At 34.4% G+C, this 23,266-nt stretch carries 30 protein-coding genes and 1 pseudogene; 2 read left to right on the top strand and 29 right to left on the bottom strand.

What is annotated here, in order from left to right:
• Positions 1-38 precede the first annotated feature (38 nt).
• From KBW87_RS01690 to KBW87_RS01640, 11 genes are all read right to left on the bottom strand, one after another.
• Positions 39-842 carry a LytR/AlgR family response regulator transcription factor gene (locus KBW87_RS01690; protein ID WP_057809297.1) on the bottom strand — a complete coding sequence of 268 codons (804 nt, stop codon included), beginning with the start codon at positions 840-842 and terminating at the stop codon, positions 39-41.
• A complete protein-coding gene (locus tag KBW87_RS01685) occupies positions 835-2,157 on the bottom strand; it encodes a GHKL domain-containing protein (RefSeq protein ID WP_057809299.1) in 1,323 nt (440 codons plus the stop codon). The genes KBW87_RS01690 and KBW87_RS01685 overlap by 8 nt, the downstream gene beginning before the upstream one ends.
• 13 nt (positions 2,158-2,170) lie before the next feature.
• Positions 2,171-2,314 carry a bacteriocin gene (locus KBW87_RS01680; RefSeq protein ID WP_083478837.1) on the bottom strand — a complete coding sequence of 48 codons (144 nt, stop codon included), beginning with the start codon at positions 2,312-2,314 and terminating at the stop codon, positions 2,171-2,173.
• A gap of 419 nt (positions 2,315-2,733) precedes the next feature.
• Entirely contained in the window at positions 2,734-2,937 is a 204-nt protein-coding gene (locus tag KBW87_RS01675) for a Blp family class II bacteriocin (protein WP_057809301.1), read from the bottom strand.
• 33 nt (positions 2,938-2,970) lie between these two features.
• Complete coding sequence (locus KBW87_RS01670; RefSeq protein WP_057809304.1) at positions 2,971-3,183, bottom strand: hypothetical protein; 213 nt, start codon at positions 3,181-3,183, stop codon at positions 2,971-2,973.
• A 731-nt stretch (positions 3,184-3,914) separates the two neighbouring features.
• Positions 3,915-4,850: an AAA family ATPase gene (locus KBW87_RS01665; RefSeq protein WP_057809306.1), complete on the bottom strand. Its 936-nt coding sequence runs from the start codon at positions 4,848-4,850 to the stop codon at positions 3,915-3,917.
• Between the two features lie 134 nt (positions 4,851-4,984).
• Positions 4,985-5,662 (bottom strand): 2,3-bisphosphoglycerate-dependent phosphoglycerate mutase, encoded by a 678-nt coding sequence (locus KBW87_RS01660; protein ID WP_057809308.1) that lies wholly within the window; start codon positions 5,660-5,662, stop codon positions 4,985-4,987.
• Position 5,663: 1 nt separating this feature from the next.
• Positions 5,664-5,849 carry a hypothetical protein gene (locus tag KBW87_RS01655; protein ID WP_057809310.1) on the bottom strand — a complete coding sequence of 62 codons (186 nt, stop codon included), beginning with the start codon at positions 5,847-5,849 and terminating at the stop codon, positions 5,664-5,666.
• 9 nt (positions 5,850-5,858) lie between these two features.
• Positions 5,859-6,755, bottom strand: coding sequence for a cation diffusion facilitator family transporter (locus KBW87_RS01650; RefSeq protein WP_057809312.1), 897 nt, complete (start codon positions 6,753-6,755; stop codon positions 5,859-5,861).
• A 63-nt stretch (positions 6,756-6,818) separates the two neighbouring features.
• Positions 6,819-7,499, bottom strand: a complete 681-nt coding sequence (locus tag KBW87_RS01645) for a histidine phosphatase family protein (RefSeq protein WP_057809314.1) — start codon at positions 7,497-7,499, stop codon at positions 6,819-6,821.
• Between the two features lie 60 nt (positions 7,500-7,559).
• The gene (locus tag KBW87_RS01640; RefSeq protein WP_057809315.1) at positions 7,560-8,324 is read right to left on the bottom strand and encodes a sulfite exporter TauE/SafE family protein; all 765 of its coding nucleotides are present in this window, start codon (positions 8,322-8,324) and stop codon (positions 7,560-7,562) included.
• Between the two features lie 131 nt (positions 8,325-8,455).
• Here KBW87_RS01640 and KBW87_RS01635 point away from each other — a divergent pair, with 131 nt between their 5' ends.
• Positions 8,456-9,040, top strand: a complete 585-nt coding sequence (locus KBW87_RS01635; protein ID WP_057809317.1) for a DJ-1 family glyoxalase III — start codon at positions 8,456-8,458, stop codon at positions 9,038-9,040.
• A 1,109-nt stretch (positions 9,041-10,149) separates the two neighbouring features.
• On the opposite strand, the pseudogene KBW87_RS01630 reads toward KBW87_RS01635, so the two are convergent.
• Both KBW87_RS01630 and KBW87_RS01625 read right to left on the bottom strand, forming a co-directional pair.
• Positions 10,150-11,029 (bottom strand): annotated as a pseudogene (locus KBW87_RS01630) (ammonium transporter).
• A gap of 208 nt (positions 11,030-11,237) precedes the next feature.
• Entirely contained in the window at positions 11,238-11,609 is a 372-nt protein-coding gene (locus tag KBW87_RS01625) for a hypothetical protein (RefSeq protein WP_057809319.1), read from the bottom strand.
• A 338-nt stretch (positions 11,610-11,947) separates the two neighbouring features.
• On the opposite strand from KBW87_RS01625, the gene KBW87_RS01620 reads away from it, so the two are divergent.
• Complete coding sequence (locus KBW87_RS01620; RefSeq protein WP_255807155.1) at positions 11,948-13,189, top strand: RNA-guided endonuclease TnpB family protein; 1,242 nt, start codon at positions 11,948-11,950, stop codon at positions 13,187-13,189.
• Positions 13,190-13,473: 284 nt separating this feature from the next.
• Here the strand turns inward: KBW87_RS01620 and KBW87_RS01615 are convergent, their stop codons facing one another.
• The 16 genes from KBW87_RS01615 to rplO all read right to left on the bottom strand — a co-directional run bounded on the left by KBW87_RS01615 (position 13,474) and on the right by rplO (position 23,257).
• A complete protein-coding gene (locus KBW87_RS01615; protein ID WP_057809494.1) occupies positions 13,474-13,701 on the bottom strand; it encodes a hypothetical protein in 228 nt (75 codons plus the stop codon).
• 156 nt (positions 13,702-13,857) lie between these two features.
• A complete protein-coding gene (gene rpsI, locus KBW87_RS01610) occupies positions 13,858-14,253 on the bottom strand; it encodes a 30S ribosomal protein S9 (protein WP_004045548.1) in 396 nt (131 codons plus the stop codon).
• 11 nt (positions 14,254-14,264) lie between these two features.
• On the bottom strand, positions 14,265-14,708 hold the full coding sequence (gene rplM / locus KBW87_RS01605) for a 50S ribosomal protein L13 (RefSeq protein WP_004045549.1): 444 nt from the start codon (positions 14,706-14,708) through the stop codon (positions 14,265-14,267).
• Positions 14,709-14,812: 104 nt separating this feature from the next.
• Positions 14,813-15,601, bottom strand: a complete 789-nt coding sequence (gene truA / locus KBW87_RS01600; protein WP_057809496.1) for a tRNA pseudouridine(38-40) synthase TruA — start codon at positions 15,599-15,601, stop codon at positions 14,813-14,815.
• 2 nt (positions 15,602-15,603) lie between these two features.
• Positions 15,604-16,401, bottom strand: coding sequence for an energy-coupling factor transporter transmembrane component T family protein (locus KBW87_RS01595; RefSeq protein ID WP_057809498.1), 798 nt, complete (start codon positions 16,399-16,401; stop codon positions 15,604-15,606).
• Between the two features lie 4 nt (positions 16,402-16,405).
• Positions 16,406-17,251 carry an energy-coupling factor transporter ATPase gene (locus KBW87_RS01590; RefSeq protein ID WP_057809499.1) on the bottom strand — a complete coding sequence of 282 codons (846 nt, stop codon included), beginning with the start codon at positions 17,249-17,251 and terminating at the stop codon, positions 16,406-16,408.
• Complete coding sequence (locus KBW87_RS01585; protein WP_057809501.1) at positions 17,227-18,075, bottom strand: energy-coupling factor ABC transporter ATP-binding protein; 849 nt, start codon at positions 18,073-18,075, stop codon at positions 17,227-17,229. The genes KBW87_RS01590 and KBW87_RS01585 overlap by 25 nt, the downstream gene beginning before the upstream one ends.
• Positions 18,076-18,256: 181 nt before the next feature.
• Complete coding sequence (gene rplQ / locus KBW87_RS01580; RefSeq protein ID WP_004045555.1) at positions 18,257-18,640, bottom strand: 50S ribosomal protein L17; 384 nt, start codon at positions 18,638-18,640, stop codon at positions 18,257-18,259.
• Between the two features lie 29 nt (positions 18,641-18,669).
• The gene (locus KBW87_RS01575; protein ID WP_004045556.1) at positions 18,670-19,608 is read right to left on the bottom strand and encodes a DNA-directed RNA polymerase subunit alpha; all 939 of its coding nucleotides are present in this window, start codon (positions 19,606-19,608) and stop codon (positions 18,670-18,672) included.
• A gap of 41 nt (positions 19,609-19,649) precedes the next feature.
• Positions 19,650-20,033: a 30S ribosomal protein S11 gene (gene rpsK / locus KBW87_RS01570; protein WP_004045557.1), complete on the bottom strand. Its 384-nt coding sequence runs from the start codon at positions 20,031-20,033 to the stop codon at positions 19,650-19,652.
• 22 nt (positions 20,034-20,055) lie between these two features.
• Positions 20,056-20,406, bottom strand: a complete 351-nt coding sequence (gene rpsM, locus KBW87_RS01565) for a 30S ribosomal protein S13 (protein WP_004045558.1) — start codon at positions 20,404-20,406, stop codon at positions 20,056-20,058.
• A 23-nt stretch (positions 20,407-20,429) separates the two neighbouring features.
• Positions 20,430-20,546 carry a 50S ribosomal protein L36 gene (gene rpmJ, locus KBW87_RS01560; RefSeq protein WP_002878160.1) on the bottom strand — a complete coding sequence of 39 codons (117 nt, stop codon included), beginning with the start codon at positions 20,544-20,546 and terminating at the stop codon, positions 20,430-20,432.
• Positions 20,547-20,560: 14 nt separating this feature from the next.
• Positions 20,561-20,782 (bottom strand): translation initiation factor IF-1, encoded by a 222-nt coding sequence (gene infA, locus KBW87_RS01555; protein ID WP_004045559.1) that lies wholly within the window; start codon positions 20,780-20,782, stop codon positions 20,561-20,563.
• A 72-nt stretch (positions 20,783-20,854) separates the two neighbouring features.
• On the bottom strand, positions 20,855-21,511 hold the full coding sequence (locus tag KBW87_RS01550; protein WP_004045560.1) for an adenylate kinase: 657 nt from the start codon (positions 21,509-21,511) through the stop codon (positions 20,855-20,857).
• Positions 21,512-21,521: 10 nt separating this feature from the next.
• Positions 21,522-22,817 carry a preprotein translocase subunit SecY gene (gene secY / locus KBW87_RS01545; RefSeq protein WP_004045562.1) on the bottom strand — a complete coding sequence of 432 codons (1,296 nt, stop codon included), beginning with the start codon at positions 22,815-22,817 and terminating at the stop codon, positions 21,522-21,524.
• Entirely contained in the window at positions 22,817-23,257 is a 441-nt protein-coding gene (gene rplO, locus KBW87_RS01540) for a 50S ribosomal protein L15 (RefSeq protein WP_004045564.1), read from the bottom strand. Before rplO ends, secY begins: the two co-directional genes overlap by 1 nt.
• Positions 23,258-23,266 lie beyond the last annotated feature (9 nt).

Below are 23,266 nucleotides of genomic sequence, written 5' to 3'. Positions count from 1 at the left end.
CCATGCTCCCACCAAAAAAACTAGGATAACCCCAGTCTTTATCTACTAACTTTGATATTCTCAAATTTAGCTACAAGCGTTTTAATCACAGCTTTATACGCTCTAGAATAGCTTACCATCTGATCATCATTAAATATAATAGTGCGTTCCTTTGTATCAATTGCATTAATATTCTTAGGATTCACCAAAGCAGATTGAGAAACTTTTACTAAGAATGAGTTTTCTTGATCAATTTGACTAATATTTCCCTTATACTCTACCTCCCCATTTTCAGTAACCAGATGTACTTTATGTTGGGCTGTACTGTGTTCAATGAAAAGTACATTATCTTCAGCCACTTTACATATACGGCGGCCAATTTTATAAGTAAAATCACGCTGACCAAACTTAATTCTATTAGATAGATTATCAATGGCATTACGCAATGTTTCCTCAATACGCTGAATAATCTTATCAGATGACATAGCTTTACTAATATAGTCAATTGCACCGATACGACGGCGATATGTTAATGGGGCGTATTTATCGTAGGCTGTTACGAAGATGATTTGAGCATTTTCATCATTCTTCTTGATGAATTCAGCTAAATCCACCCCATTCTTAGCTTCAGACTCACGACTTAATTCAATATCTAAGAAGTAAATACCATTCTTAATATCATTTGCAACAACATATCCTACTGCTTGAGCAAAATTATTAGCAACGAATGTAACACATTCATCTAATTCCCCATAACTTCCATTATCATCGGTTAAATTTTGAATAGATGCATTAATATTCTTAGCTAACTGATTAGCCAAATCTTCATCATCATCACATACAATAATTGGGAACTTACTCATTTTCTTCACCATCTTCCGTATCAATTGTCATGTAAAAGTCAAACCAGCCATCTTGGATGGTATAAGAAATTGACATATCAGGATATTTATTCTCTATTTCTTTAATATTAGCTAATCCGAGCCCTTTATGATTCTTCTTTGTAGTAAAACCACGTTGTTGAATTTGACTAGTTAAGATCTTTTTATTTTGGATTCTGTTTCTGATTTCATATTCAAATTCACCAGGACCATCAGAATATACCATTATTTGGACTTCAGCACTTCGAATATTATGCTTTTCGGCAATTAATGCTTTACTTTCCTCGATTGCATTATCGAAAGTGATGCCAATAATCCGTACCAGATCCAGTTCATCTATATGGTGTGGCAAATTATGGATATTATTCCGACATTCAAAATTATATGGAATATCCAAATTATACAATTCTGTTAGCTTGGAAATAATAATGCTCTTAATTAACTTAATGTAAATATGATTTACGTCTTTATATTTAAGTAAGGCTTTCGAATTCAAAGTAGTTTCAGTATACTTGTCTAATTTTTGAACAACTTCTTGAACATTTCCTTCTTGAGCACTTACCTTTAAAGAATTAAGAATATTCTTATAATCATGTCTAAAAGCCCGGAGATCATCTTGGCTTTTTTCAAGATAATCTGTGTATTCCTGCAATTGTTTTTGTTTTTCAATCACTTCTCTTTGTTTATGTTCTCTTAATAACCGTTTTCTAATGCGCACTAACGTCCAGTATGCTACTACACCAAATAAAACTTGAGAAGCATATATTACTCCGACAAATATAACAAATGATCGATATGATTTAATAAGTAGTGGTATTATTAAAATTAATTCACTCGTTACTAGTAAGTAAGTAAAAATCATTAATAAAATATTACTATCTTTACCAGTCAAGATGTTTTTGATTTTTAGATAATACTTATTAGTAAATAAAATTATACTTCCAAGTACAATAATCGACCCATACTTTTGTAAATTACTATTTTCAAAAGTGATTATTTCAGACACAATATTACCAAAAACATCTATAGTGCAAATAAATAAAATAGAGCCAACTACTAATCGAGCATCAATTTTATCTTTATATATTAAATAAAATCCTACAATTTCTATAATACTCGCTACTAAAGATCCAAAAATGTTTAAATTAACATATACTATTAGATCAATTCCCATAACTAAAAGTGACAATAATAATTGAATATCTAATTCAAGCTTTACTGTATTAATTTTAAAAAACATCCAGAGATCAACAAATAGAGAAGCTACCAAAATACATACTGATAGAGTTTCTGACATATTTTAACTCTAATTAATGCTTCTTCTTTAAATTGAAAATTTGGGTAATTCTTTTAGTATTCTTTCCAAATATAGCTACAGCTGAGTTTCTTCCGCCTATAATCTTCTTTAGTTCTTTTTCATTTAACACCTGTTTTTGTATATTTTCCTTTTTCATTATACTTTTTCTCCTTGATTATAATTTTGATATTTTTAATATTATCATGATATTTCAACGTATATCAAAAAATACCAATTCAGTCCATTACATGACTAATTTGGTATTATTTAGAATTTGTCTAGGTATTATAAGACAATAACGATTAATCCATAAAGCATACTAATAAGCCTTATGATACTATCATGTTTAATAACTAAGTATCTTAATTTGGAACTAAAAACTAACGCAGTTGTAAAAATGCATGCACCTAATACTAAGCAAACTAAAATTATATTCTTAACAGAAAATAAATCCGCAAAATTATTATTTGACAGCTTAATACAAAGATAAGTCACCAATAATATGGCAATTACTCCAAACCTAATGAGGATACTATTTTCTTCGTTTGTCATTTTTAACTCCATATTTTTTAGCTATTAACCTTTACAATTATTCCAAGCACCTAATCCACCAGAAAGTACGGCACCAGCAACTGCTCCTTGCCATCCAAATCCACTTAATCCTCTTGCTCCAGCAAGAGCACTACCTGCAGTTCCTACAAAGCATTTACCTGCATTAAATTTTGGCTTTTTCTTTCCACCTAAAACACTTTTTAATTCCTTATCATTTAATCTTTCCATGAAATATCTTCTCCTAAAATAATAAATTTTAAACTAGAAACAATTAGAAGCAGCAGATGTCAGTCCTGCAGCAAGTCCACCCCAAGGGCTTAAAGTCGTTGCTGAACCAATTAGCATCCCTGCGGCCACACTCATAGTACATTGCGTACTTCCTAATTTTGACTTTCTTCTTTTTGTACCCTTACCTTTGGCACCTCCAACAATATCACATAATTCTGCATCACTTAATGTAGAAATATTTTCCATCTTCTTTCCTCCTTAATCTTAAAATCTTGAAGTGATAGTTCATCTCAACTTGTAGTTTCATGATACAGAATTTTCCACTTCAAAATTCAAAATTTACCAATTCTACAGGTTATTAAACCTATTAGGGATTTTTTACTGATTCTTGATACCAATTTTGACAAACCATAATAAAAACCTCGAAATTCTTATTAGAAATTCGAGGTTCATTTTCATTAAGTTAAGTTAATCAGTACCATATATATTAGCCAAACAAGCGCCATAATGTAATCGTGGTTATCCACTTTATATCGCAAGCTAGAACTAATCATTAATCCAAACGCAAAAATCCACGAAAGACTTATCAAAATCATTATGTAAATCCCGTGAAGAGAAAGAATATTCTCAAACCCATGATTAGAGAGATTTATACACCCTAATAGGGAAGATGCTAGGGCAATTACAAAATAATTACTTACAAGTTTTCTTTCACTTTTTACCATTTTCAACACCATATTTCTTTGTAATTTTGCACTGTAGCAATGTTTTTTTCCGTAAAACTATCTTACAGATAATTCCATCTTAAAAGCTAAAAACTACCAATTATGGAAATTACAGGACCGATTTGGTGCATTTTTATAAAAAATCAGAGTATTTCTTCAACATGAAATACTCTGATTAACTCTATCCATCCCCGCATTAAAATACGGGGATTTCTGGGTAGGTTTTATTAAAATCTATTTTCTAAGCACTTTTTACCAAATATGAAGCAAGCGTGTTGGATCAAGTTTGCTCAAATTGAATTGATGAACATGCTGGTTCTTGTTTTCCGGGAACTCCTTTAAAAAGTCGGCCACATTATACAAGCCCGTGTTGTAGGTCCAAACTCCCTTGCTTTTTCTAATTGGATCAAGCATTTCATTTCTAATTGGATATGCAGAAATAAGGAAGTGTTTGTGGTGAAATTTAAATACAAAATAGGGCAATTTAAATTCTTCAATTGCTTCTTCACGAGTCTTAGCAATTGTCACCACATTACGATAAGTTCCATATTTCTCGGTAAATTTATTATTGAATGAAAAGTAAAAATTAGAAATGTGCACATGAGGAAAGTCTTCTTCCTTAACTCCATCCGGAACGGCAATCACATGTGAATAATGATCCAAGTTACTTTCTCTTTGAGAGAGTGCTTTATCCATTTGAGTTGGTACAATTCTATGAGCCCAATCAGGAACTTCGGGATGAGCTTCATATGAACGATACATCTGCTTAACAACTTCGGGTTTTACCCAATCATAATGCATCCTAATTTCGTTACGCTTAAGCAAACTCTCCAGCGTATTATGTTGCATTAAGTCAACAACAAACAACTCATAATGATATTTATCAACTAGTGGCTTAAAATGTTCAATCGCACTTGGGACAATATGAGTCCCATCAACGATAACAGTTTCTCCATATGACATTTTATGTTCCACGAGATTATCTACCATTTGCTCAGTACGCACAGTAACATGGCGTGGGATTACCTGATGTAAGTAATCTTCATTTTCTTCATAATATACAGTTAAATCCGCTAATAGTAATCGAATTTGATCCCGACTAATTGCATATGGTTGTAAATGATGTCGGGCAATAAAAGAAGATTTGCCTGAGCCTGGTGCACCTCGGAGTAAAAATATTTTACGCATGCTAAAATACCCCAAACTAAATCTTAAAAATACTTAATATATCGTAGTAATTTTAACATGAAGTGCACTATGATTAAAATCCCAAGTTTTCATATTACAAATCGAAAAAAGAAAAAAGTACAGAAAAACCGTACTTATCTAAGAATCTTTTTATCAATAATATTCAATTGTTTATCCATTGTATATACTATTGGCTCTGCATTAGGAACTTCTAAATTAACAATATCATGATCATTGATATTTTCAATCTTTTTAATTAAAGCTCTCAAGCTAGATCCATGTGCAACAATTATTTGATCTTCTCCTCGAAGCATTCGACTAGCAATCTTGTCATAATAATAAGGCATTAAGCGTAGCTGAGTTTGATATAAACTTTCTGCACGTGGCATTAAATGTTGATCACACAGTTTATATCGTCGATCAATCATTGGTGAACCTTGCTTTGGCGGAATAGAATAAAAACCACGTCGCCACTCTAATACTTGATCTTTACCAAACACCTTGCGTGAAACATCCTTATTAAGGCCCCTTAAAGCCCCATAATGACGTTCATTCAAGCGCCAAGTCTTAGTAATAGGCAAATATAAAAAATCGCACACATCACTTACAATATTAGCTGTAACAATTGCCCGAGATAAAACTGAGGTATGAATATGGGTAGGATAAAAGTCTGCTAATTGTTTAATTCTTTCTCCCGCCATTTTGGCTTGTTCGCGCCCTTTTTCAGTTAAAGGAACATCATTCCATCCTGTATACACATTAGCGGCATTTGCAATACTTTCACCATGTCTTACTAAAACTAACTTTACCATTTTAGCCTCTTAAACAACTTATTAGTAATATAATTCCTGCAATTGTAAAAATCGTTCCTAAAATCGCATAGGCTTTGACACCCTTTTTATTATTCGGCTGTCTTCTTCGATTCCAAGCACATGCCAAATCATATAAACCAACAATTAAAACAATAATTGACGTAAATATATTTACTTCAAAAGTCATTCCTATCACCTAATTTTCATGCTTTGAATCTGAAACAATCATATCATCATTTTTTCCGCGTTCACATTCCGCCTGCAAATTAATATGATTCACACCGAGTTCTTTTTTCAATCTTTTTCCTATTTCCTGGGTAATTTTTTCAAATTGACCCGCAGTAAGATCCTTTGAGACATTTACATGGGCATCTAACATAATGTAATCATCGCTGTAGCGCCAAACATGGACATGATGAATATTTTTTATTTCAGGAAATGATAATACAATCTTATTAACCTTGTTTAAATCAATATCTGGGTTGGATTCCATTAACACATTTGCAGCTTTCATTGTAATTTCATAAGCTTCATGCAAAACAAAAACAGAAACTAGCATTGTTAAAAGCGGATCTAGCCACGTTACATTCCAAAAATAAATAAAGATGGCTCCAATTACGACTGCAATACTTGATAAAGCATCACTCATCATATGAACAAAAGTTGAACGCACATTTAAGTTCTTTTTAGCATCTTTATGCATTGCCCACATAGAAATAAAATTAGCTGCTAACCCGATCAAAGCTACTACCAGCATAATGCCACCCTTAATGGGTTCTGGTTTCCAAAAGCGCTCAATAGCTTCTACAAATAACACTATACTGATAACAATTAAGATAACTCCATTAGTAAAAGCTGCTAAAGTTTCAGCTCTTTGATAGCCAAAGGTCTTATTTTTATTACGACTTTTTCTACTAATTAAATGGGCAACAAAAGATAGAATAATCGCCCCTACATCACTCAAATTATGGACAGCATCAGATAATAATGCGAGTGAGCCAGAAATTATTCCTCCAAAGAATTCCGCAATTGTAATAATTACATTCAGTAACGTAACAAAAATATAGCGCTTAGTTGTATGATCTTTATTCATTACAAATTTTCCTTTCGCTTCTTAGTGTACCAAAAAAAGTCCTGCTTCTGCAGTAGGACTTTTTTATAGATTTTCTGCGTTTACATTGTAATCAACAATTTCAAATTTACCATCATCATGAAGTATTCCACGAGTAACACTTCCATTATCAGGAAATGGAACATCATGCAAGCCATCGCTTTTTTCCCAATATTTGATAGCAAGAGTCTTTATGAAATCACCATGTGATACTAAAAGGACTCTTTTTTCATTTTTGGTAAGGTCATGCAAGACATCAATTGCGCGAACCATTCTTTCATCAAGTTCTTGCTTATTTTCTGCTAAGTGACGAGGATCTGCTTCTTTAGTAGCTTCTCTAAATTTATAAATCCCTATCTGATTAATGATTTTCTGCACATCATCTACAGGACCAATTCCTGCAGCCAGTGCTACTTGTTTCCAAGTTTCATTGATATCATCACCTTCGAAACTGCCAAAGAATACTTCTCTGAATTCGGGTAACTTTTTAATCTTACCAATTTTAGAAACAATATTAGCATTCTTCATCAAATGAACTGTATCAATTGCTCTTTTTAAATCTGAAGAATACATATTATCAAAGTGAACCTGTGCTAATGCATCAGCAGTTCTTTTTAAATCATCAATTCCCTTTACTGTTAAAGGTGAATCGCACCATCCTTGAACTTTGTTCAATTGATTAAACATTGTTTCTCCATGACGTACTAAATAAACCTCTGTTGCCAAGTACAAATCCCTTCTTCCTTACTTAATTATTCTCAAACAACTACTCTTATTTTACCAAATCTATTGTAAATATGCGGTATAGAATAAGTATCCTGCTAATACTAAAGATAAAGCTGCAGTGATCCATCTAACTAAAGTTGGCGACATATACTTAATACTCTTTTGACCTAGATACCCTCCAACAAATAATCCAACTGCTAAAGGAATTGCCATTTTCCAATCTACTTTAGATCCAACAATGAATACAATTAAAGCTACTAGATTTCCAAGCGAGCCTAAGATATTCTTCATCGCATTTACAGTGACAAAGCTAGCATCACTAACGTAAGTTAAAAAGATTAAGTTTAACACTCCAGCAGCTGCTCCAAAGTATCCGGTATAAATCCCTGCAAAGAACATCCCAATGTAGGCTGCAATAGTTTTACCTTTAGAATGTTCGCCATCTAAATCAAAAGATTTTTTACTTCCACTTAAAACTAGCATCCCTCCTGAAAAAATCACGAAGAAAGGAACTAATTTTTCAAAAACCGTCCCCGGAAAACGCAAAAGCAAAATACTCCCAAGCAGCGCTCCACTTAAGATAAAGAGTGCATATTTAGCCGCTTCCCGCCAATGTCCCTTCATATCCTCTAAAGATGACAAAGCAGATCCAAAACCTGTAAAAATCAAAGCTGCTGTATTAGTAATATTAGCCATTACAGGAGGAGCGCCTGCGATTAACAGTGCTGGATAGGAAACCAAAGACGCCATACTTGCCACTGCAGAAACGGCTCCAGCTAAAATGCCTGCAAAAATTAAAAAGATGATTGTCCCTATTGTTCCCATTATTTCTTATTTCCTCGTCTATTATAGTTTCATCAATTATACACCACTTCAAATGTCTAAATTCTATCTTTCTAGATTTTTCAAATAAAGACTATAATTAACTTATAGTTTTTAATTGAAAGGAAGATTTTATGACAAAAGTTGCTGTAGTTTTCGCAGACGGCTGCGAAGAAGTCGAAGGACTTAGTGTGGTCGATGTTTTACGTCGCTTAAACGTTGAAACAGATATGGTTGGTTTAAAGAGCATTAATGTACTAGGTGATCACAATATTAAATTGACTTGTGACAAAGTAGTCGATGATAGTTTACTAGATTATGACCTAGTAGCTTTTCCTGGAGGAAGAACCGGCGCTGAAAACTTACGTGATGACAAAAAATTAGCTGACTTAATGGTTAAACGTCATAAACAAGGCAAGTGGGATGCTGCAATGTGTGCAGCTCCAATTGCTCTTGGTCGCTACGGCGTTTTGGACAATGCAGATTATACCTGTTATCCAGGTTTTGAAAAAGAAATTGAAAAAGATGCTCCTACGAGTCATTTTAAAGAGACGATCACCGTGACTGACAATAGCAAAAAGGTGATCACTAGTCGTGGTCCTGCCACTGCCTGGGCTTATGCTTATGCAATTGCAGAGGCGTTGGGCATTGATACCACCGAAATCAAAAAGGGCATGCTTTATGATTATTTAGCTACTCATATTCAAGAAAGCCTTTAACCATCAAATAGCTTGGAAGTAATTTCAAGCTATTTTTTTACAAAAAAAGACTAAGAAAAAATTTTTTCTCAGTCTTCCGCGCTTTACTTTATACCAATGTGATTTTTAAAGTCATAATTATTAACACTTGTTATCAAGTTGTACTAACCCTCACTGAAGAGTTCAAAGATTCAGTTTATTCAAAAATATTATTTCTATTAGAGCGTTTTGGGGTGAACAAATTTAATATAACAATAATCAAGTTGAAGGAGGAATAATGCAATAATATCATCATGTTTAAATAAATCCACTTAAACATGTACATTAAGAAAATTGCTAATTCAAAATATTCATAACGAACTCACACACTGGGGAATGTGTGAAAAATATAATATCGTTTGAGTAAACCATTAAGTAAAATAATTTCAATCAAGGTAGTTAGCCATGTAATAGAGAGTGATTGTTTAAAATTTTATCAAAAGTATTTTTAAAAATAATATTTAACAGCAACATTGATCTTAAGAAGGAATAAATGAATTTAAATCGAACCTAGATTGAGTATGGAGTAAAAGATAGGGGTAATATCTAGGTTCATTAAGCTCGCTAAAATTTACAACAATCAATATAAGTTAACTTGACTAAAATATTAATATTATAACAGCAAATATAATTATAAATAACTAATTCACTATTATTTTAATTATAACTTTAACTTGATGACATAAACTTTTTGTTATAACTCAATCTCTTTTTTAGCAAAGAGATCTACAAAGGCTTCAGGTCTTTTGGGTCTCTCCTTTTCTAAAAGAAATTATTTAAATTTTTAACCAGCTTTTATAAAGCTAGTATTAGCAAGTACTTACTAATACTTAATATAACACGATAAGAGTTATATTAAAAGATATAAGTAAATAATTTTTTTACTTTATGATACTTTTATTTTACGTTATTTTAATTTGCAACTTATATTTACATAAAAAGGTAACAAAAAGCACTCTTTTATGAACATGTAATATATTACTACACAAATATCTCAAAATTTTATATAAAATTATCACTTACAAATAATTACTATATTATTTTTTAAAAATATAAAAAAGTATTCAATTAGAATACTTTTTCTTAATTTATCATCTTCTTTCAAAATCTACACTGTAATCAGCAGTTTCACCATGCTCTGCTAGATCAAGTCCCATTAATTCACTTTCTCTTGAAACTCGAATTGGGATTAATTTCTTCAGAGGTAAAACAATGGCTGTAGTCATGATTCCAACAAATACAATTGTAAAGAAAGTTCCTAAAACCTGAACCGTAAGTAAGTGCCAACCTCCACCATAGAATAGACCATTTTCAATATGTGAGTTAACAATCTTAGTAGCAAACAATCCAGTTAAAATTGAGCCCATAATTTCGGAAATTCCGTGACATCAAGAGGATCGTCTAATTTTATCCAAGATTTGATGACATGGATAAAGGTATAACTTGCCAAAGTACAAATCAATCCAATTGCAAAAGCACCCGCTACAGTCACATAACCTGCTGCTGGAGTTATACCAACTAATCCGCACAGACATCCAGTACATAATCCAACCATAGTTGTTTTTTCTTCAAGAAAAATATCTAAAAACATCTAAAGCAGATCCTACGTTGAAACCATACCATCCTAACCATAGAATACTGGTCCCCATTAATATCCATGGTAAGTTATAGTGCTTAATTTCATCGTTAGAATCAAATCCAATTCGCGGTCCTACAAAAACATTAATGCTGTAATCCCTATATTGATATCAACTACGGTGCCACCAGCAAAATCAAGCATCCCTGTTTTAGCTAAAATTCCACTTGGACTCCACACCATATGAACCATAGGATAATGAAAACAGAAATCATTGTATTCACAACATTCTTTTTGGACACCATTCCCCCATAGAAAAATGCAAGTCCTGGCGTCATAAAGAAAACTAAAATACTAGCAATGAAAACAAATAAGGTGTTTGTTTGATTAATCATTTTGCCCTCCATGTTGTGAACTCAATTTTTAATATTTATTAATCAAAATTGGTATGGTTAAATAAAAAGCTTTATATTGCTGTTTATGCTAAATTAAATAATATTGGTTTATAATTTAGGGCTAATTATACACTTATTCTTTCCTTTGTCAGCATTTTTTTAAAAAATAAAGATGATTCGTCATATGTCTACGAATCATCTTTACATATTAATCATTTTCAATTTTATTAATTGCAGCTTCGACTAAAGCATAAGCTTGTTGAGCTTGATTCTTCACTTGAACATAATTGTTTAAATTGCTGTTATCATCAGTAAGTATTTGAGCAAAAGCAATTTGTTCCGCCATTACCAAGTTAAATAAAGAATCCCACTTCTTATCTTCAAATTTTATCTTTTTTGCAGTAATTTCGGGCATCATTTCGCGAGTAGTATTAAAAGATTTTTCCAAAATTTGTTCATCCGCATCAGTTAACTCTCGTACTAGATATGCTTGATGAATTTGGTGAACTTTAAGCAAATCTTTCAATAAAGTTCTCGTCTTAGCATCTTTAGAAACGGTTTTATCTATCTTAAGTGGCATATTTATCTTCTTTCTATATTTTATCGTCGGTAATTATTATAACAAAGCCTAGATATATTTAGAGTTTTAATCTCAACTATATATCTTCTAGTTCTTTTATAGCTGCTATATATAACATAGAAATATGTAGAAGAATACGAATTTTCTATATATCAGAAAAATATATTTTTCCCTTTCTTTTTTTCATTGATTTCTCCTTCTAGGCTGATTAAGCAAAGATACCCCCCCGATTTTAATCCGGGGAGGAATTGCACTTTCAGCCTTTTTATATTTTGTCTTTTTCTCTTCTAATTTCTATGATATAATCATTTTCAAACGCTTGTTTGGAGGTGAATAATTTGGATCAGGCAGTAACGATTAAAGCCAAGCTCTTTAATATTGATGATCAAACTACACACGCTTTTATAAAAACCATGACTGCATACAGAGATGCCTGCAACTTCGTTTCACAGTATGTTTTTGACCATGATTTTGAGTTTCGATTTTCTCAGCTAAATCAAGCCCTTTATCATGATTTGAGAGACTTGTTTGGGCTCAAAAGTCAAATGGCTCAATCGGTTATCAGAAATGTTGTTGCTCGCTATAAAACCATCAAAACCCAATTGAAGCAAACACCGTTTCGCTATAATACTGGGGAAAAAGATGCGCAGGGCCATGCTATCTGGTCGCAGATTCCGCGTGATCTCACTTGGCTTTGGCGTCCAGTTAAGTTTAAGCGTCTTCAGCTTGATCTTCAGCGCAATCGCGACTGGTCTTATTTAAATACAAGCAGCCAGCTTTCTTTGAATACCTTAATGGGGAGAAAGAAAGTTGATTTTGTCTGCAAAAATTTCGACCAGTATCTTGATGCTAGCCGTTGGAAGTTTGGCTCAATTAAGCTGCTTCAGTTCAAAAATAATTGGTATATCCACCTTAGTGCGACGATGTCCCTTTCTGAATATGAATTAAAGCAAACCCAGCACATCGTTGGGATTGATCGTGGCCTGCGCTTTTTGGCTGCCTGCTATGACGAACAGGGCCAGACTCTGCTTTGCAGCGGACAAAAAGTATTGCGCACCAGGCGCAAATATAAGAAACTCCGTGCTCAGCTTCAAGCCAAAGGCACTAAGTCTGCCAAGCGAAGACTTAAAAAGATCGGTCAGCGAGAGAACCGTTTTATAAGCGATGTTAATCATCGCCTTACCAAGACACTCGTTGATCATTACGGTCCCAATACTATCTTTGCTTTAGAAGACTTAACCAATGTCCGCTTTGCGACTGAGAAAGCTGCCAAAAAGCGTCGCTATGAAATGGTTTCTTGGACTTTTTACCAGTTTGAGCAGTTTTTAGCTTACAAAGCTAATTTGAATTCTTCAACTGTAGTCAAAGTTTCTCCAAGATTTACCAGCCAGCGCTGTCCTAAGTGCGGAAGAATCCGTAAGGAGAACCGCAACCATGAGTTGCACCTCTACATTTGTGATGAGTGTGGCTACAAATCCAATGACGATCGCCTAGCGGCCATGAATATCCAGTTTTTAGGAGACCAGTACCACAAAGGTGTTAAAATACCTAAATTTACTAAAATAAGATCTGCCGAGTAAACTTGGCAGGTAAACGGGTATCGTCAACTGCCCGACGATGCAGCCTCGGAAGTCGCAAGACGCTATAACCGCTATCTAGTAAAAATAGATGAGAGCTGCAAACCCTAGAATTTATTCTAGGGTAGTTGATCTCGATCATTCTTGTAGCCACATTCTCATTGGATTTTAATCCATAATATTCCATATAATTTTTATTCAAATTACATATGATATGGAAGAAACTTAAACAAAATTCTTGTAGTTGGAAAACTTTGTCACCAATTGTGACCATTTTACCGATTATCTTACTGAACTTCATCCTTTTTAGGATGGAGCTTTTTTAATTTTAAAAATTTATATTGTAAAGATAATAGTTCGCATAATATCAACACAAATCCACATACAATTCCTACTCGTAACCACTCCCAAAGAATTACATTACGAAAAATCACACCACATAAAAAGAGAAAACAAACGAAGTAGCCACTATATAACTCAATTCTTAGATCGCGTAAGCTTTTTCTTGACTTCATCTCATTTTTCCTCCCCATAAAATATATTTCAGTAGTATATCATAGTATGGTAGATAAATCCATCCTTATAAACTCCTATAAATTTTCAATCAAATTTGTCTAACAAAAAAAGCATCCCACTTGGGAATGCTTTTTGTATAAACGTAAATTCGAAAATTAACGCTTTGAGAATTGAGAAGCTTTACGGGCCTTCTTCAAACCTGGCTTCTTTCTTTCCTTCATTCTTGGGTCACGAGTTAAGAAACCGGCCTTCTTCAATGGACCACGGAAATCTGGGTCTACTTCAAGAAGAGCACGTGAAATACCGTGACGGATAGCACCGGCTTGGCCAGAGAATCCACCACCATTAACGTTAACTAATACGTCGTATTGACCTTCAGTTTCAGTTAAAGTTAAAGGTTGCTTCAAGTCCTTTACCAAGTTAGGGAATGGAATGTATTGATCAACATCTTTATTATTAACAGTGATCTTACCGTTACCTGGTACTAAACGAACGCGCGCAACTGAATCCTTGCGGCGACCAGTACCTGCGTATGCAGCTTGTTGTGCCATTATTTAACCTCCTAGATTAATTTGTTAATGTCTAACTTTTCAGGTTGTTGTGCTTCTTGCTTGTGATCTTCACCAGCATAAACATGCATCTTCATGAATTGCTTATGGCCAAGAGTGTTGTGTGGAAGCATACCTTTAACTGAAATTTCAACCATCTTAACTGGATTTTCAGCAAGTAACTCACCGTATGATACGGACTTCAAGCCACCACGCCATGATGAGTGGTGGTAGTAAAACTTGTCAGTTGCCTTCTTACCAGTCAACTTAATCTTAGAAGCGTTGATGATGATAACGTTGTCACCTGTATCAACGTTTGGGGTATATTGAGGCTTATTCTTACCTCTCAAAATAGTGGCTACAGCAGTTGAAAGACGACCTAAAGATACGTCAGTTGCATCAACAATGTACCACTTACGTTCAATTTCACTAGATTTTGCTAATGGTGTAGTACGCAATGTAAATTCCTCCGTTTATTTGCAGTTTGAAAACAATAAGTTTCCGGGGCCTATCGTGGACAAACATACTATACTAGAGTACGTCCTTTTTAGGAAAAAGTCAATTATAAATCAAGATCTTGGCGGTATTTTTTGGGTAATTCATCATAAAAAACATGATATAAATACAAACCACTTGCTTGAGCCGTTTCTCGGACTTCCTGGCGATTTTTAGCAGCAATTATTCTAGGAAAATCATCAACTGGACGTTTACCGTTACCAATTTCTAAAAGTGCTCCTACTAAAATTCTAACCATGTTATACAAAAATCCTGAACAAATGAAATCAAAAACGATTTCATTCTCCTTTTCATCTTTTTCTATGTTCACATAATACATGGTTCTAACTTTATCAATAATTTGACCTCCACTAGCTGCAAAACTAGTAAAATCATGCGTCCCTATTAAATCCTTAGCCGCTATCTGCATTCTTTCCACTTCTAAAGGATAAGGATAGTGTCCCGTATAAAATCGCTTAAACGGGTTTACAAAGCGATCTAAGCTTACTCGATAACGATACCACTTGCCCTTTGCACTATATCTTACATGGAAATCTTCACTAACTATTTCACATTCTTTAAAAATAATATCCATTGGCATCATTGAATTCAGTGCCAAAATCATTCTATCAGCTGGAATTACATTCCCTGGATAATCAAAGTGAATTACTTGGCCCAGTGCGTGAACACCAGCATCTGTTCTTCCAGATCCTTCAACTATCACACGCTTTCCCTTAGTCATTTTTTGAAGTGCTTTCTCAATTTCTCCTTGAACAGTCCGCTGATTAGGTTGCATTTGAAAGCCATGAAAAAGATGACCATCGTAGGCCATCGTCATTTTATATCTTGTCGTCATCTCTACCTTGTCCTAAAAACTAACAATAATCCAACTAAAATCACAAAATATCCCAGACAGATCAAATCATATTTAGACCATCTTAAAATTCGATAGCGGCTTCTTCCTTCGCTTCCTCTGTATCCGCGCGCTTCCATTGCTGTTGAAAGTTCAACTGCGGTTTCTAAGGATTCAATAAAAAGCGGAACTAACAAAGGTGCGATAGCTTTAGCACGTTTAATCAGTCCCCCATCATTAAAATCTGCTCCTCGCGATCGTTGCGCATTCATAATTTTTACAGTTTCATCAAACAACGTAGGCACAAATCTCAGCGCTATTGACATCACCAGCGCAATTTTATCGACAGGAACTCTCAAATATTTAAGTGGCGTTAGTAGCCATTCCATTGCATTCGCAATTTCCAAAGGCATTGTCGTCAAAGTCATTACTGTGGATATTAAAATTATCAATGTAAATCTAATAAAAATATAGATCGCATTGGTAATTCCGTAACTTGAAATCGTAAAAATGGACCATTTCCAATACGTCGTTCCTCCACTAGTGAAGAACAATTGCAAAAGCGACGTAAAGAATATCAACCAAATTAAAGGTTTTATTCCATCCCAAAAAACCTTTGGTCGCAATTTCGTCGCATACACCGCTGCTAAACTAAATATTATTAAAATGCCATAGGTAATCCAATTATTTGCTAAAAAAATAATCAAAATAAAGAAAATTGTTGCAAGTAATTTCCCTCGAGGATCCATTTTATAAATAAGCGAGTCGCCTGGGATATAGCGCCCAATTAAAATTTTACTCACAAAATCATCCCTTCACATTTTTCTTTATTTCATTAACCAATTCATCTAAAGTTAATGGTTCATTTTCAAATTTATAATTTGATAATTTAGATGCAAACTCGGTTGCTGTTGGTTTTAAAACTTGATGTTTTTTAAGCCATTCATTATCTGAAAATACTATTTTAGGACTCGCATGTTTAATTAATTTACCATGTTCCATAATTAATACATCATCGGCATAATTGGCAACATCGTCCATATTATGGGTAACTAAAATAACCGTATGACCAGCTTTTTGATATTCTTTGAATAATTGCATCATTTGTTTTCTTGCATAAGGATCAAGTCCAGCTGCTGGTTCATCCAAACATAAAATATCCGGTTCATAAGCCATTACCCCTGCAATTGCTACCCGGCGCATCTGACCTCCTGATAATTCAAATGGGGAACGAGAAGCTATCTCCTCTGGAAGACCTACTTTTTTCAACCACTTCTCAGCTAAGCTATAAGCTTCTTTTTCAGAATAGCCAAAATTTTTAGGACCAAAAGCAATATCATCGATTACAGTATTCTCAAATAATTGAGATTCAGGAAATTGAAATACCAAACTAACATGGCGTCGTAAATTTTTTAAATGCTTATTTGTTGTTGCAGGAGTAATGGTGTAACCTGCAATTTTTATTTCACCTTCGCTAGGCTTAAATAAGGCATTAAAATGTTGCATTAAAGTGGATTTCCCACTTCCTGTGTGACCTATAATAGCAGTAAAATTACCATCTTTTAATTCAAAATTGACATTATCCAATCCCTTTTTTTCTAAAGGAGAATTTGGTGAATAAACGTAACTTACATTTTTGAATTCAATTGACATAAAAACTTCACCAACTTTTCTTCCGAATTTACATAATCAGGAACTGAAATTCCAGCTTTGGATAATTTATGTTTTAATTTAAAAGCAAATGGAACATCTAAGCCCAATTCTTTTAATTGATCTACTTTATTAAAAATTTCATTTGGAGTTCCTTGGTCTACTTTTATTCCATCATTCAAAATGATAACTTGATCAGCTAATTGGGCTTCATCAATATCATGAGTAATAGATAAAATAGTAAGATTGTCACGTTTTTTTATTTTTAGAATAATATTTAAAATATTTTGTCTACCTTCAGGATCAAGCATCGAAGTAGCCTCATCTAATATTATAATTTTAGGATGAACTGCAAGAACTCCAGCAATAGCTACACGTTGCTTTTGACCACCTGAGAGATTACTTGGTTCACTATTAATATAATCTGACATGCTCACACTTTTAATAGCTTCTGGCACAATTTTTAGCATTTCATCACGAGGAATTCCACGATTTTCCAATCCAAAAGCAACATCATCTGCAACGGTAGCACCTACAAATTGATTATCTGGATTTTGAAATACAATACCTACAAGATCTCGGATCTTCCATACATTTTTTTCACTTAGCGGGATATCATCTACAATAATTTTTGATTTTTCTTGATCATCAGGAATCAACAATCCATTAATAAGCCGTGTTACGGTTGATTTTCCACTTCCATTACGACCTAAAATTGTTGTCCACGATCCTCTTTGAATGTTCAAATTTACATTTTTTACTGCAGATTTTGTGGCTTCAGGATAAGTAAAAGTCACATTTTTAAATTCTATAATATTTTTATTCAATATTTTCACCGCCTTAAAACTCCTTTAATTGTACCAGAAAAAAGAGCAAAAAAAATCACCCATGAAGAGGGATGATTTTCATCATCTAAGCTAGACTAAGCAAAATTGCCATCATCATCGCGCTTATTCTCACTTTCATGGATAATTCTTAATAGCTATTAAGTTGTTTGGTATTCAAAAATTAAACTAATTCAAGAATAACCATTGGAGCAGCATCACCTTTACGAGCTAATGCTAACTTCATAATTCTGGTGTAACCACCATTACGGTCTTTGTAACGAGGTGCAATATCGCTGAAAAGTTTTTGCAATGCTGACTTAACAACAACTGCATCTTCTTCTTCTTTAACATCTGCGATTTCATCACGTACAAATGCAGCAGCCTTTCTTCTTGCAGCTAAATCGCCACGCTTACCTAAGGTAATCATCTTTTCGGCTGTCTTACGAATTTCTTTAGCACGTGCTTCAGTTGTAACAATGCGTTCATTAATGATCAATTGAGTAGTCATTTCTCTAAGCATTGCTTTTCTATGTGCACTATCGCGACCTAATTTACGGTATGCCATGAGTTTGCCTCCTTTATTTGCCTACTTAGTTAATCTTCTTGACGAAGTGAAAGTCCTAAGTCAGCTAATTTGTTCTTAACTTCTTCCAATGATTTACGTCCTAAGTTACGTACGCGCATCATATCTGCTTCAGTTTTATCAGTTAACTCTTGCAAAGTATTAATTCCCGCACGCTTAAGGCAGTTATAAGAACGAACTGAAAGGTCAAGCTCTTCAATAGTCATTTCAAGCTTCTTTTCCTTCTTATCGTCTTCTTTTTCCACCATAACTTCGCTAAATTTAGTATTTGCATCTGCAGATTCAAACACTTTAAAGTGTTCTACCAAAATTTTAGCTGCAAAACTAAGGGCGTCATTAGGCTTGATTGAACCGTCAGTCCAAATCTCTAAAGTGAGCTTGTCAAAATCGTCTCTCTTACCAACACGAGTTGATTCTACTTGATAGTTAACCTTTTTAATTGGTGAGAAAAGTGAATCAACAGGAATAACGCCAATTGGCATGTCTTCACTCTTATTGTCACTTGCAGGAACATAACCGCGGCCATTCTTAACTGCGATTTGCATATGCAAATGTCCACCTTCAGCAATGGTACAAATATATTGATCCGGGTTCAAAACTTGAACGTCTGCATCAACTTTAAGATCATCAGCAGTAACAGTGGCAGGACCTTCAACGTCCAATTCAATAACTTTTTGTTCATCTGAAAGAGACTTTAACTCAAGTTTCTTTAAATTCAGAATGATCTTAGTTACATCTTCTCTTACGCCAGGAACTGTTGCGAACTCGTGTAAAACGCCATCGATTTGTACATAAACAAGTCCTGTACCTGGAATAGAAGTAAGTAAAACTCTACGTAAAGAATTACCTAAAGTTGTACCAAAGCCTCTTTCAAGTGGTTCAACAACAAACTTACCGTAAGAATCTTCTTGTTCAACAACGGTAATATTTGGTTTTTCAAATTCAATCATACTAGGCCCCTTTCAAAACGTAATGTCCCATTAGGACAAAATTAAACACGACGACGTTTTGGTGGTCTAGAACCATTGTGGGGAACTGGCGTAACGTCACGAATTGCAGTGATTTCAAGACCAGTTGCTTGAAGTGATCTAATTGCAGATTCACGACCAGCACCAGGACCTTTAACTGAAACTTCTACATGTTTCATGCCTTGGTCCATTGCACTCTTAGCTGCTGCTTCAGCTGCCATTTGAGCTGCAAATGGAGTAGACTTACGACTACCCTTAAAACCTAATGCACCGGCTGAAGACCAAGCAACTGCATTACCTTGAACGTCAGTAATCATGACTAAAGTATTATTAAACGTAGAATGAATATGAGCAACGCCGCTTTCGACATGCTTCTTCACACGACGCTTACGTGCTGTTTTAGGCATCAATAAACCTCCTTATAACTAATTAACGGTTTCTCTTAGTACCCTTACGAGTACGAGCATTGTTCTTGGTATTTTGACCACGAACTGGAAGTCCGCGACGATGACGCATACCACGGTATGAACCAATATCAACTAAACGCTTGATATTCATGCTGACTTGACGACGTAAGTCACCTTCAACACGGTACTTGTCAACTTCTGAACGAAGCTTTTCTTGGTCTTCTGGAGTCAAATCCTTTGAACGAATGTCTTCAGAAACACCTGCATCTGCACAAATTTTCTTAGCTGTTGGTTCACCAATACCATAAATGTATGTTAAAGCGACAACGACTCTTTTATCTCTTGGTAAGTCAACACCAGCAATACGTGCCATAAATTGCACCTCCTATTTCATTTTTAACCTTGACGTTGCTTGTGCTTTGGATTTGCTGGGCAAATAACCATAACACGGCCATGTCTCTTAATAACTTTACAATGTTCACACATTGGTTTAACAGATGGTCTAACCTTCATGTTTACCTCCGTTATTACTTTATAAATCGATACGTAATTCTACCTTTAGTTAAATCGTATGGAGATAGTTCTACAGTAACACGATCTCCAGGCAAAATTCTAATGTAGTGCATTCTAATTTTACCGGAAACGTGTGCTAAAATAATAGCTCCATTTTCCAATTCAACTTTAAACATAGCATTAGGTAAGGTATCTACTACCTTACCTTCTACTTCAATGACATCATCTTTTGCCAAAGTTGTTCCTCCGCAATTAAACAGTCATACTTTGAAATTATAACACGGATTTATAAATATACAAGCACGAAGCTACTGTTCTTTACTTAATACCGCATCAATATCTTCAAAGACTTTTTCTGGAGTTTGTTCACCGTTAATTACAGTAAGCAAACCTTTATTTTTATAGAAGTCCTTCAAAGGTGCATTCATCTTTTCATTCACTTCAAGACGATTCTTAACTACTTCTGGCTTATCATCTTCACGTTGATAAAATTCATGACCACCACAGCGATCACAAGTACCTTCTACTTTAGGTTTCTTTGAAAGCTTATTGTAGGTTGCGCCACAATTCTTACACATGAATCGAGCTGATAAACGTTCAACTAAAACATCTTCGTCTACTTCAAGCGCAATAACATTAGTTAAAGGCTTATTTAAACGTTTAGTAATTCCATCTAAAAGTTCTGCTTGGACAGTAGTTCTTGGAAAACCATCTAAGATAAAGCCTTCTTTAATATCAGGTTGACTTAAACGTTCTTCAACTAATTTAGCAGTAACTTCATCTGGCACCAAGTTACCCTTGTCGATATAACTTTTAGCTTCAAGACCAACTTTGGTCTCATTAGCCATTGCTTCCCTAAACATATCCCCAGTTGAAATATGAGTTAAGTGATATTTATCAACAATTCGCTCGGATGCTGTACCTTTACCAGCACCTGGCAAACCTAAAAGAATTAAGTTAATCATTTTTTCGTTCCTATCTGATGAATCCAACATATTCTCTCTTCATTAACAATCCGTTAATTTGGCGAGATAATTCTAAGACAACACCTATTACAATTAATAGACTTGTTCCTCCCAAACCAATAGAACTTGGCAAGTTCCAGAAGTTTGTAGCCAACTGTGGTAAAAGTGCAACTAAGCCTAAGAAAACTGAACCAACAGTTGATAATTTCATTAACATTTTTGAAATATAATTTTGAGTATCTTTACCTGGCCAAACACTTGGAATATAAGCACCTTGTTTTTGCAAGTTTTCAGCTAGCTTCTCAGGGTTAACCTGAACAAAAGCATAGAAGAATGTAAATAAAATAATTAAAAGTGTATATATAATTACTCCAGGGGTGGTCTGTAAACTAAAAATATTAGTTAGCACTTTGAACCATTGTTGATCGCCATGGTTTCTTTGAAAGGCCATTAAAATGGTTGCCGGTGTAATAATGAATGAACTGGCAAAAATAACCGGAATAACTCCAGATACATTAACTTTTAATGGTAGAAAACTTTCTGAACCACTGATAGTCGCTCTTCTAGTATATTGAATTGGAATACGACGAACAGCTTGTTCAACCCATGTAACAAGTTGAGTTACGATAAGGATTGCTACAATAACCGCGATGAAGAACAAGATACCTTGCCAACGATCACTAGCACTATTATTAATAATTTCTTCCTTATAAATTTGCCATAATCCCGCTGGAAGACGAGCAATGATACCTGCAAAAATTATTACTGAGATACCATTACCTAAACCTTTATCAGTAATTTCATCACCCAGCCAAGTTAACAACATTGTTCCTGCCGTCATGATAATAGCAATTTCAATATAAGTTTGAGGAGTTTGATTTTTAACTAGCCCCATTTGGGTTAATGCATTGAATCCTAACGTAATCCCAATACTTTGTACAAAGGCAACACCAAGTGCTAACCATCTTGTAACTTGATTAGTTTTACGACGTCCAACTTCACCTTGTTTACCCCATTCAACCAATGTAGGAACAATGTCCATTTGCAACAATTGAATAACAATTTGTGCGGTAATATACGGGGAAACACCCAATGAAAAAATTGAATAATTGTCCAATCCCCCACCAGATACAGTATCTAACATAGGAACCAAACCAGTTTGTGCTACTTGAGTGATCGCCTTTGCATTAACACCCGGAACAGTAATATTAGCTCCGATGCGATATAGCAAAAGAATAAAGAGAGTGAAGTAAATCTTCGTTCTAATTTCTTTATCCTTAAAGGCGTTCTTCAAGGTCGAAAACATTAGATCACCTCAACAGTTCCGCCAGCGGCTTCAACTGCTTTTTTAGCAGCTTCAGAAGCTTTGTTAACCTTTACAGTTAACTTAACTTTTAATTCACCGTTAGCAAGTAACTTAACACCTGATAATTCTTTCTTTACCAAGCCGTTTTCCTTAAGGTTTTCAATGGTTACTTCTGAACCATCTTCAAACTTGTTCAAATCGTCTAAATTAATGATTGCATATTCTTTACGGTTAACATTATTGAAACCACGCTTAGGCATAGTTCTGAATAAAGGCATTTGTCCACCTTCAAAACCTAAACGAGTATGACCGCCTTGACGAGCTAATTGACCCTTTTGACCACGGCCAGAAGTTTTACCGTAACCACTTGAAGTACCACGACCAACACGCTTTCTTGCGCGACGTGAACCTTCAGCAGCATGTAATTCATGAAGCTTCATTAAATCGGC

Origin of the sequence: Lactobacillus intestinalis, assembly GCF_024397795.1 — a bacterium.
GTDB classification, from domain to species: domain Bacteria; phylum Bacillota; class Bacilli; order Lactobacillales; family Lactobacillaceae; genus Lactobacillus; species Lactobacillus intestinalis.
Note: the sequence above shows the minus strand (reverse complement) of the source record. Positions and strands in the feature narration are given on the sequence as shown.

Coding starts and splice junctions, on each gene's coding strand:
- rpmJ (WP_002878160.1), bottom strand. CDS start 20,546: ATGAAGGTTAGACCATCTGTTAAACCAATGTGTGAACATTGTAAAGTT.
- KBW87_RS01665 (WP_057809306.1), bottom strand. CDS start 4,850: ATGCGTAAAATATTTTTACTCCGAGGTGCACCAGGCTCAGGCAAATCT.
- KBW87_RS01670 (WP_057809304.1), bottom strand. CDS start 3,183: ATGGAAAATATTTCTACATTAAGTGATGCAGAATTATGTGATATTGTT.
- KBW87_RS01650 (WP_057809312.1), bottom strand. CDS start 6,755: ATGAATAAAGATCATACAACTAAGCGCTATATTTTTGTTACGTTACTG.
- KBW87_RS01655 (WP_057809310.1), bottom strand. CDS start 5,849: ATGACTTTTGAAGTAAATATATTTACGTCAATTATTGTTTTAATTGTT.
- rpsI (WP_004045548.1), bottom strand. CDS start 14,253: ATGGCACAACAAGCTGCATACGCAGGTACTGGTCGCCGCAAGGATTCA.
- rpsM (WP_004045558.1), bottom strand. CDS start 20,406: ATGGCACGTATTGCTGGTGTTGACTTACCAAGAGATAAAAGAGTCGTT.
- KBW87_RS01680 (WP_083478837.1), bottom strand. CDS start 2,314: ATGAAAAAGGAAAATATACAAAAACAGGTGTTAAATGAAAAAGAACTA.
- KBW87_RS01690 (WP_057809297.1), bottom strand. CDS start 842: ATGAGTAAGTTCCCAATTATTGTATGTGATGATGATGAAGATTTGGCT.
- KBW87_RS01635 (WP_057809317.1), top strand. CDS start 8,456: ATGACAAAAGTTGCTGTAGTTTTCGCAGACGGCTGCGAAGAAGTCGAA.
- KBW87_RS01625 (WP_057809319.1), bottom strand. CDS start 11,609: ATGCCACTTAAGATAGATAAAACCGTTTCTAAAGATGCTAAGACGAGA.
- KBW87_RS01640 (WP_057809315.1), bottom strand. CDS start 8,324: ATGGGAACAATAGGGACAATCATCTTTTTAATTTTTGCAGGCATTTTA.
- rpsK (WP_004045557.1), bottom strand. CDS start 20,033: ATGCCTAAAACAGCACGTAAGCGTCGTGTGAAGAAGCATGTCGAAAGC.
- rplO (WP_004045564.1), bottom strand. CDS start 23,257: ATGAAGCTTCATGAATTACATGCTGCTGAAGGTTCACGTCGCGCAAGA.
- KBW87_RS01575 (WP_004045556.1), bottom strand. CDS start 19,608: ATGATTGAATTTGAAAAACCAAATATTACCGTTGTTGAACAAGAAGAT.
- KBW87_RS01590 (WP_057809499.1), bottom strand. CDS start 17,251: ATGTCAATTGAATTCAAAAATGTAAGTTACGTTTATTCACCAAATTCT.
- KBW87_RS01660 (WP_057809308.1), bottom strand. CDS start 5,662: ATGGTAAAGTTAGTTTTAGTAAGACATGGTGAAAGTATTGCAAATGCC.
- truA (WP_057809496.1), bottom strand. CDS start 15,601: ATGACGACAAGATATAAAATGACGATGGCCTACGATGGTCATCTTTTT.
- rplQ (WP_004045555.1), bottom strand. CDS start 18,640: ATGGCATACCGTAAATTAGGTCGCGATAGTGCACATAGAAAAGCAATG.
- KBW87_RS01550 (WP_004045560.1), bottom strand. CDS start 21,511: ATGATTAACTTAATTCTTTTAGGTTTGCCAGGTGCTGGTAAAGGTACA.
- secY (WP_004045562.1), bottom strand. CDS start 22,817: ATGTTTTCGACCTTGAAGAACGCCTTTAAGGATAAAGAAATTAGAACG.
- KBW87_RS01675 (WP_057809301.1), bottom strand. CDS start 2,937: ATGGAAAGATTAAATGATAAGGAATTAAAAAGTGTTTTAGGTGGAAAG.
- KBW87_RS01615 (WP_057809494.1), bottom strand. CDS start 13,701: ATGAAGTCAAGAAAAAGCTTACGCGATCTAAGAATTGAGTTATATAGT.
- KBW87_RS01685 (WP_057809299.1), bottom strand. CDS start 2,157: ATGTCAGAAACTCTATCAGTATGTATTTTGGTAGCTTCTCTATTTGTT.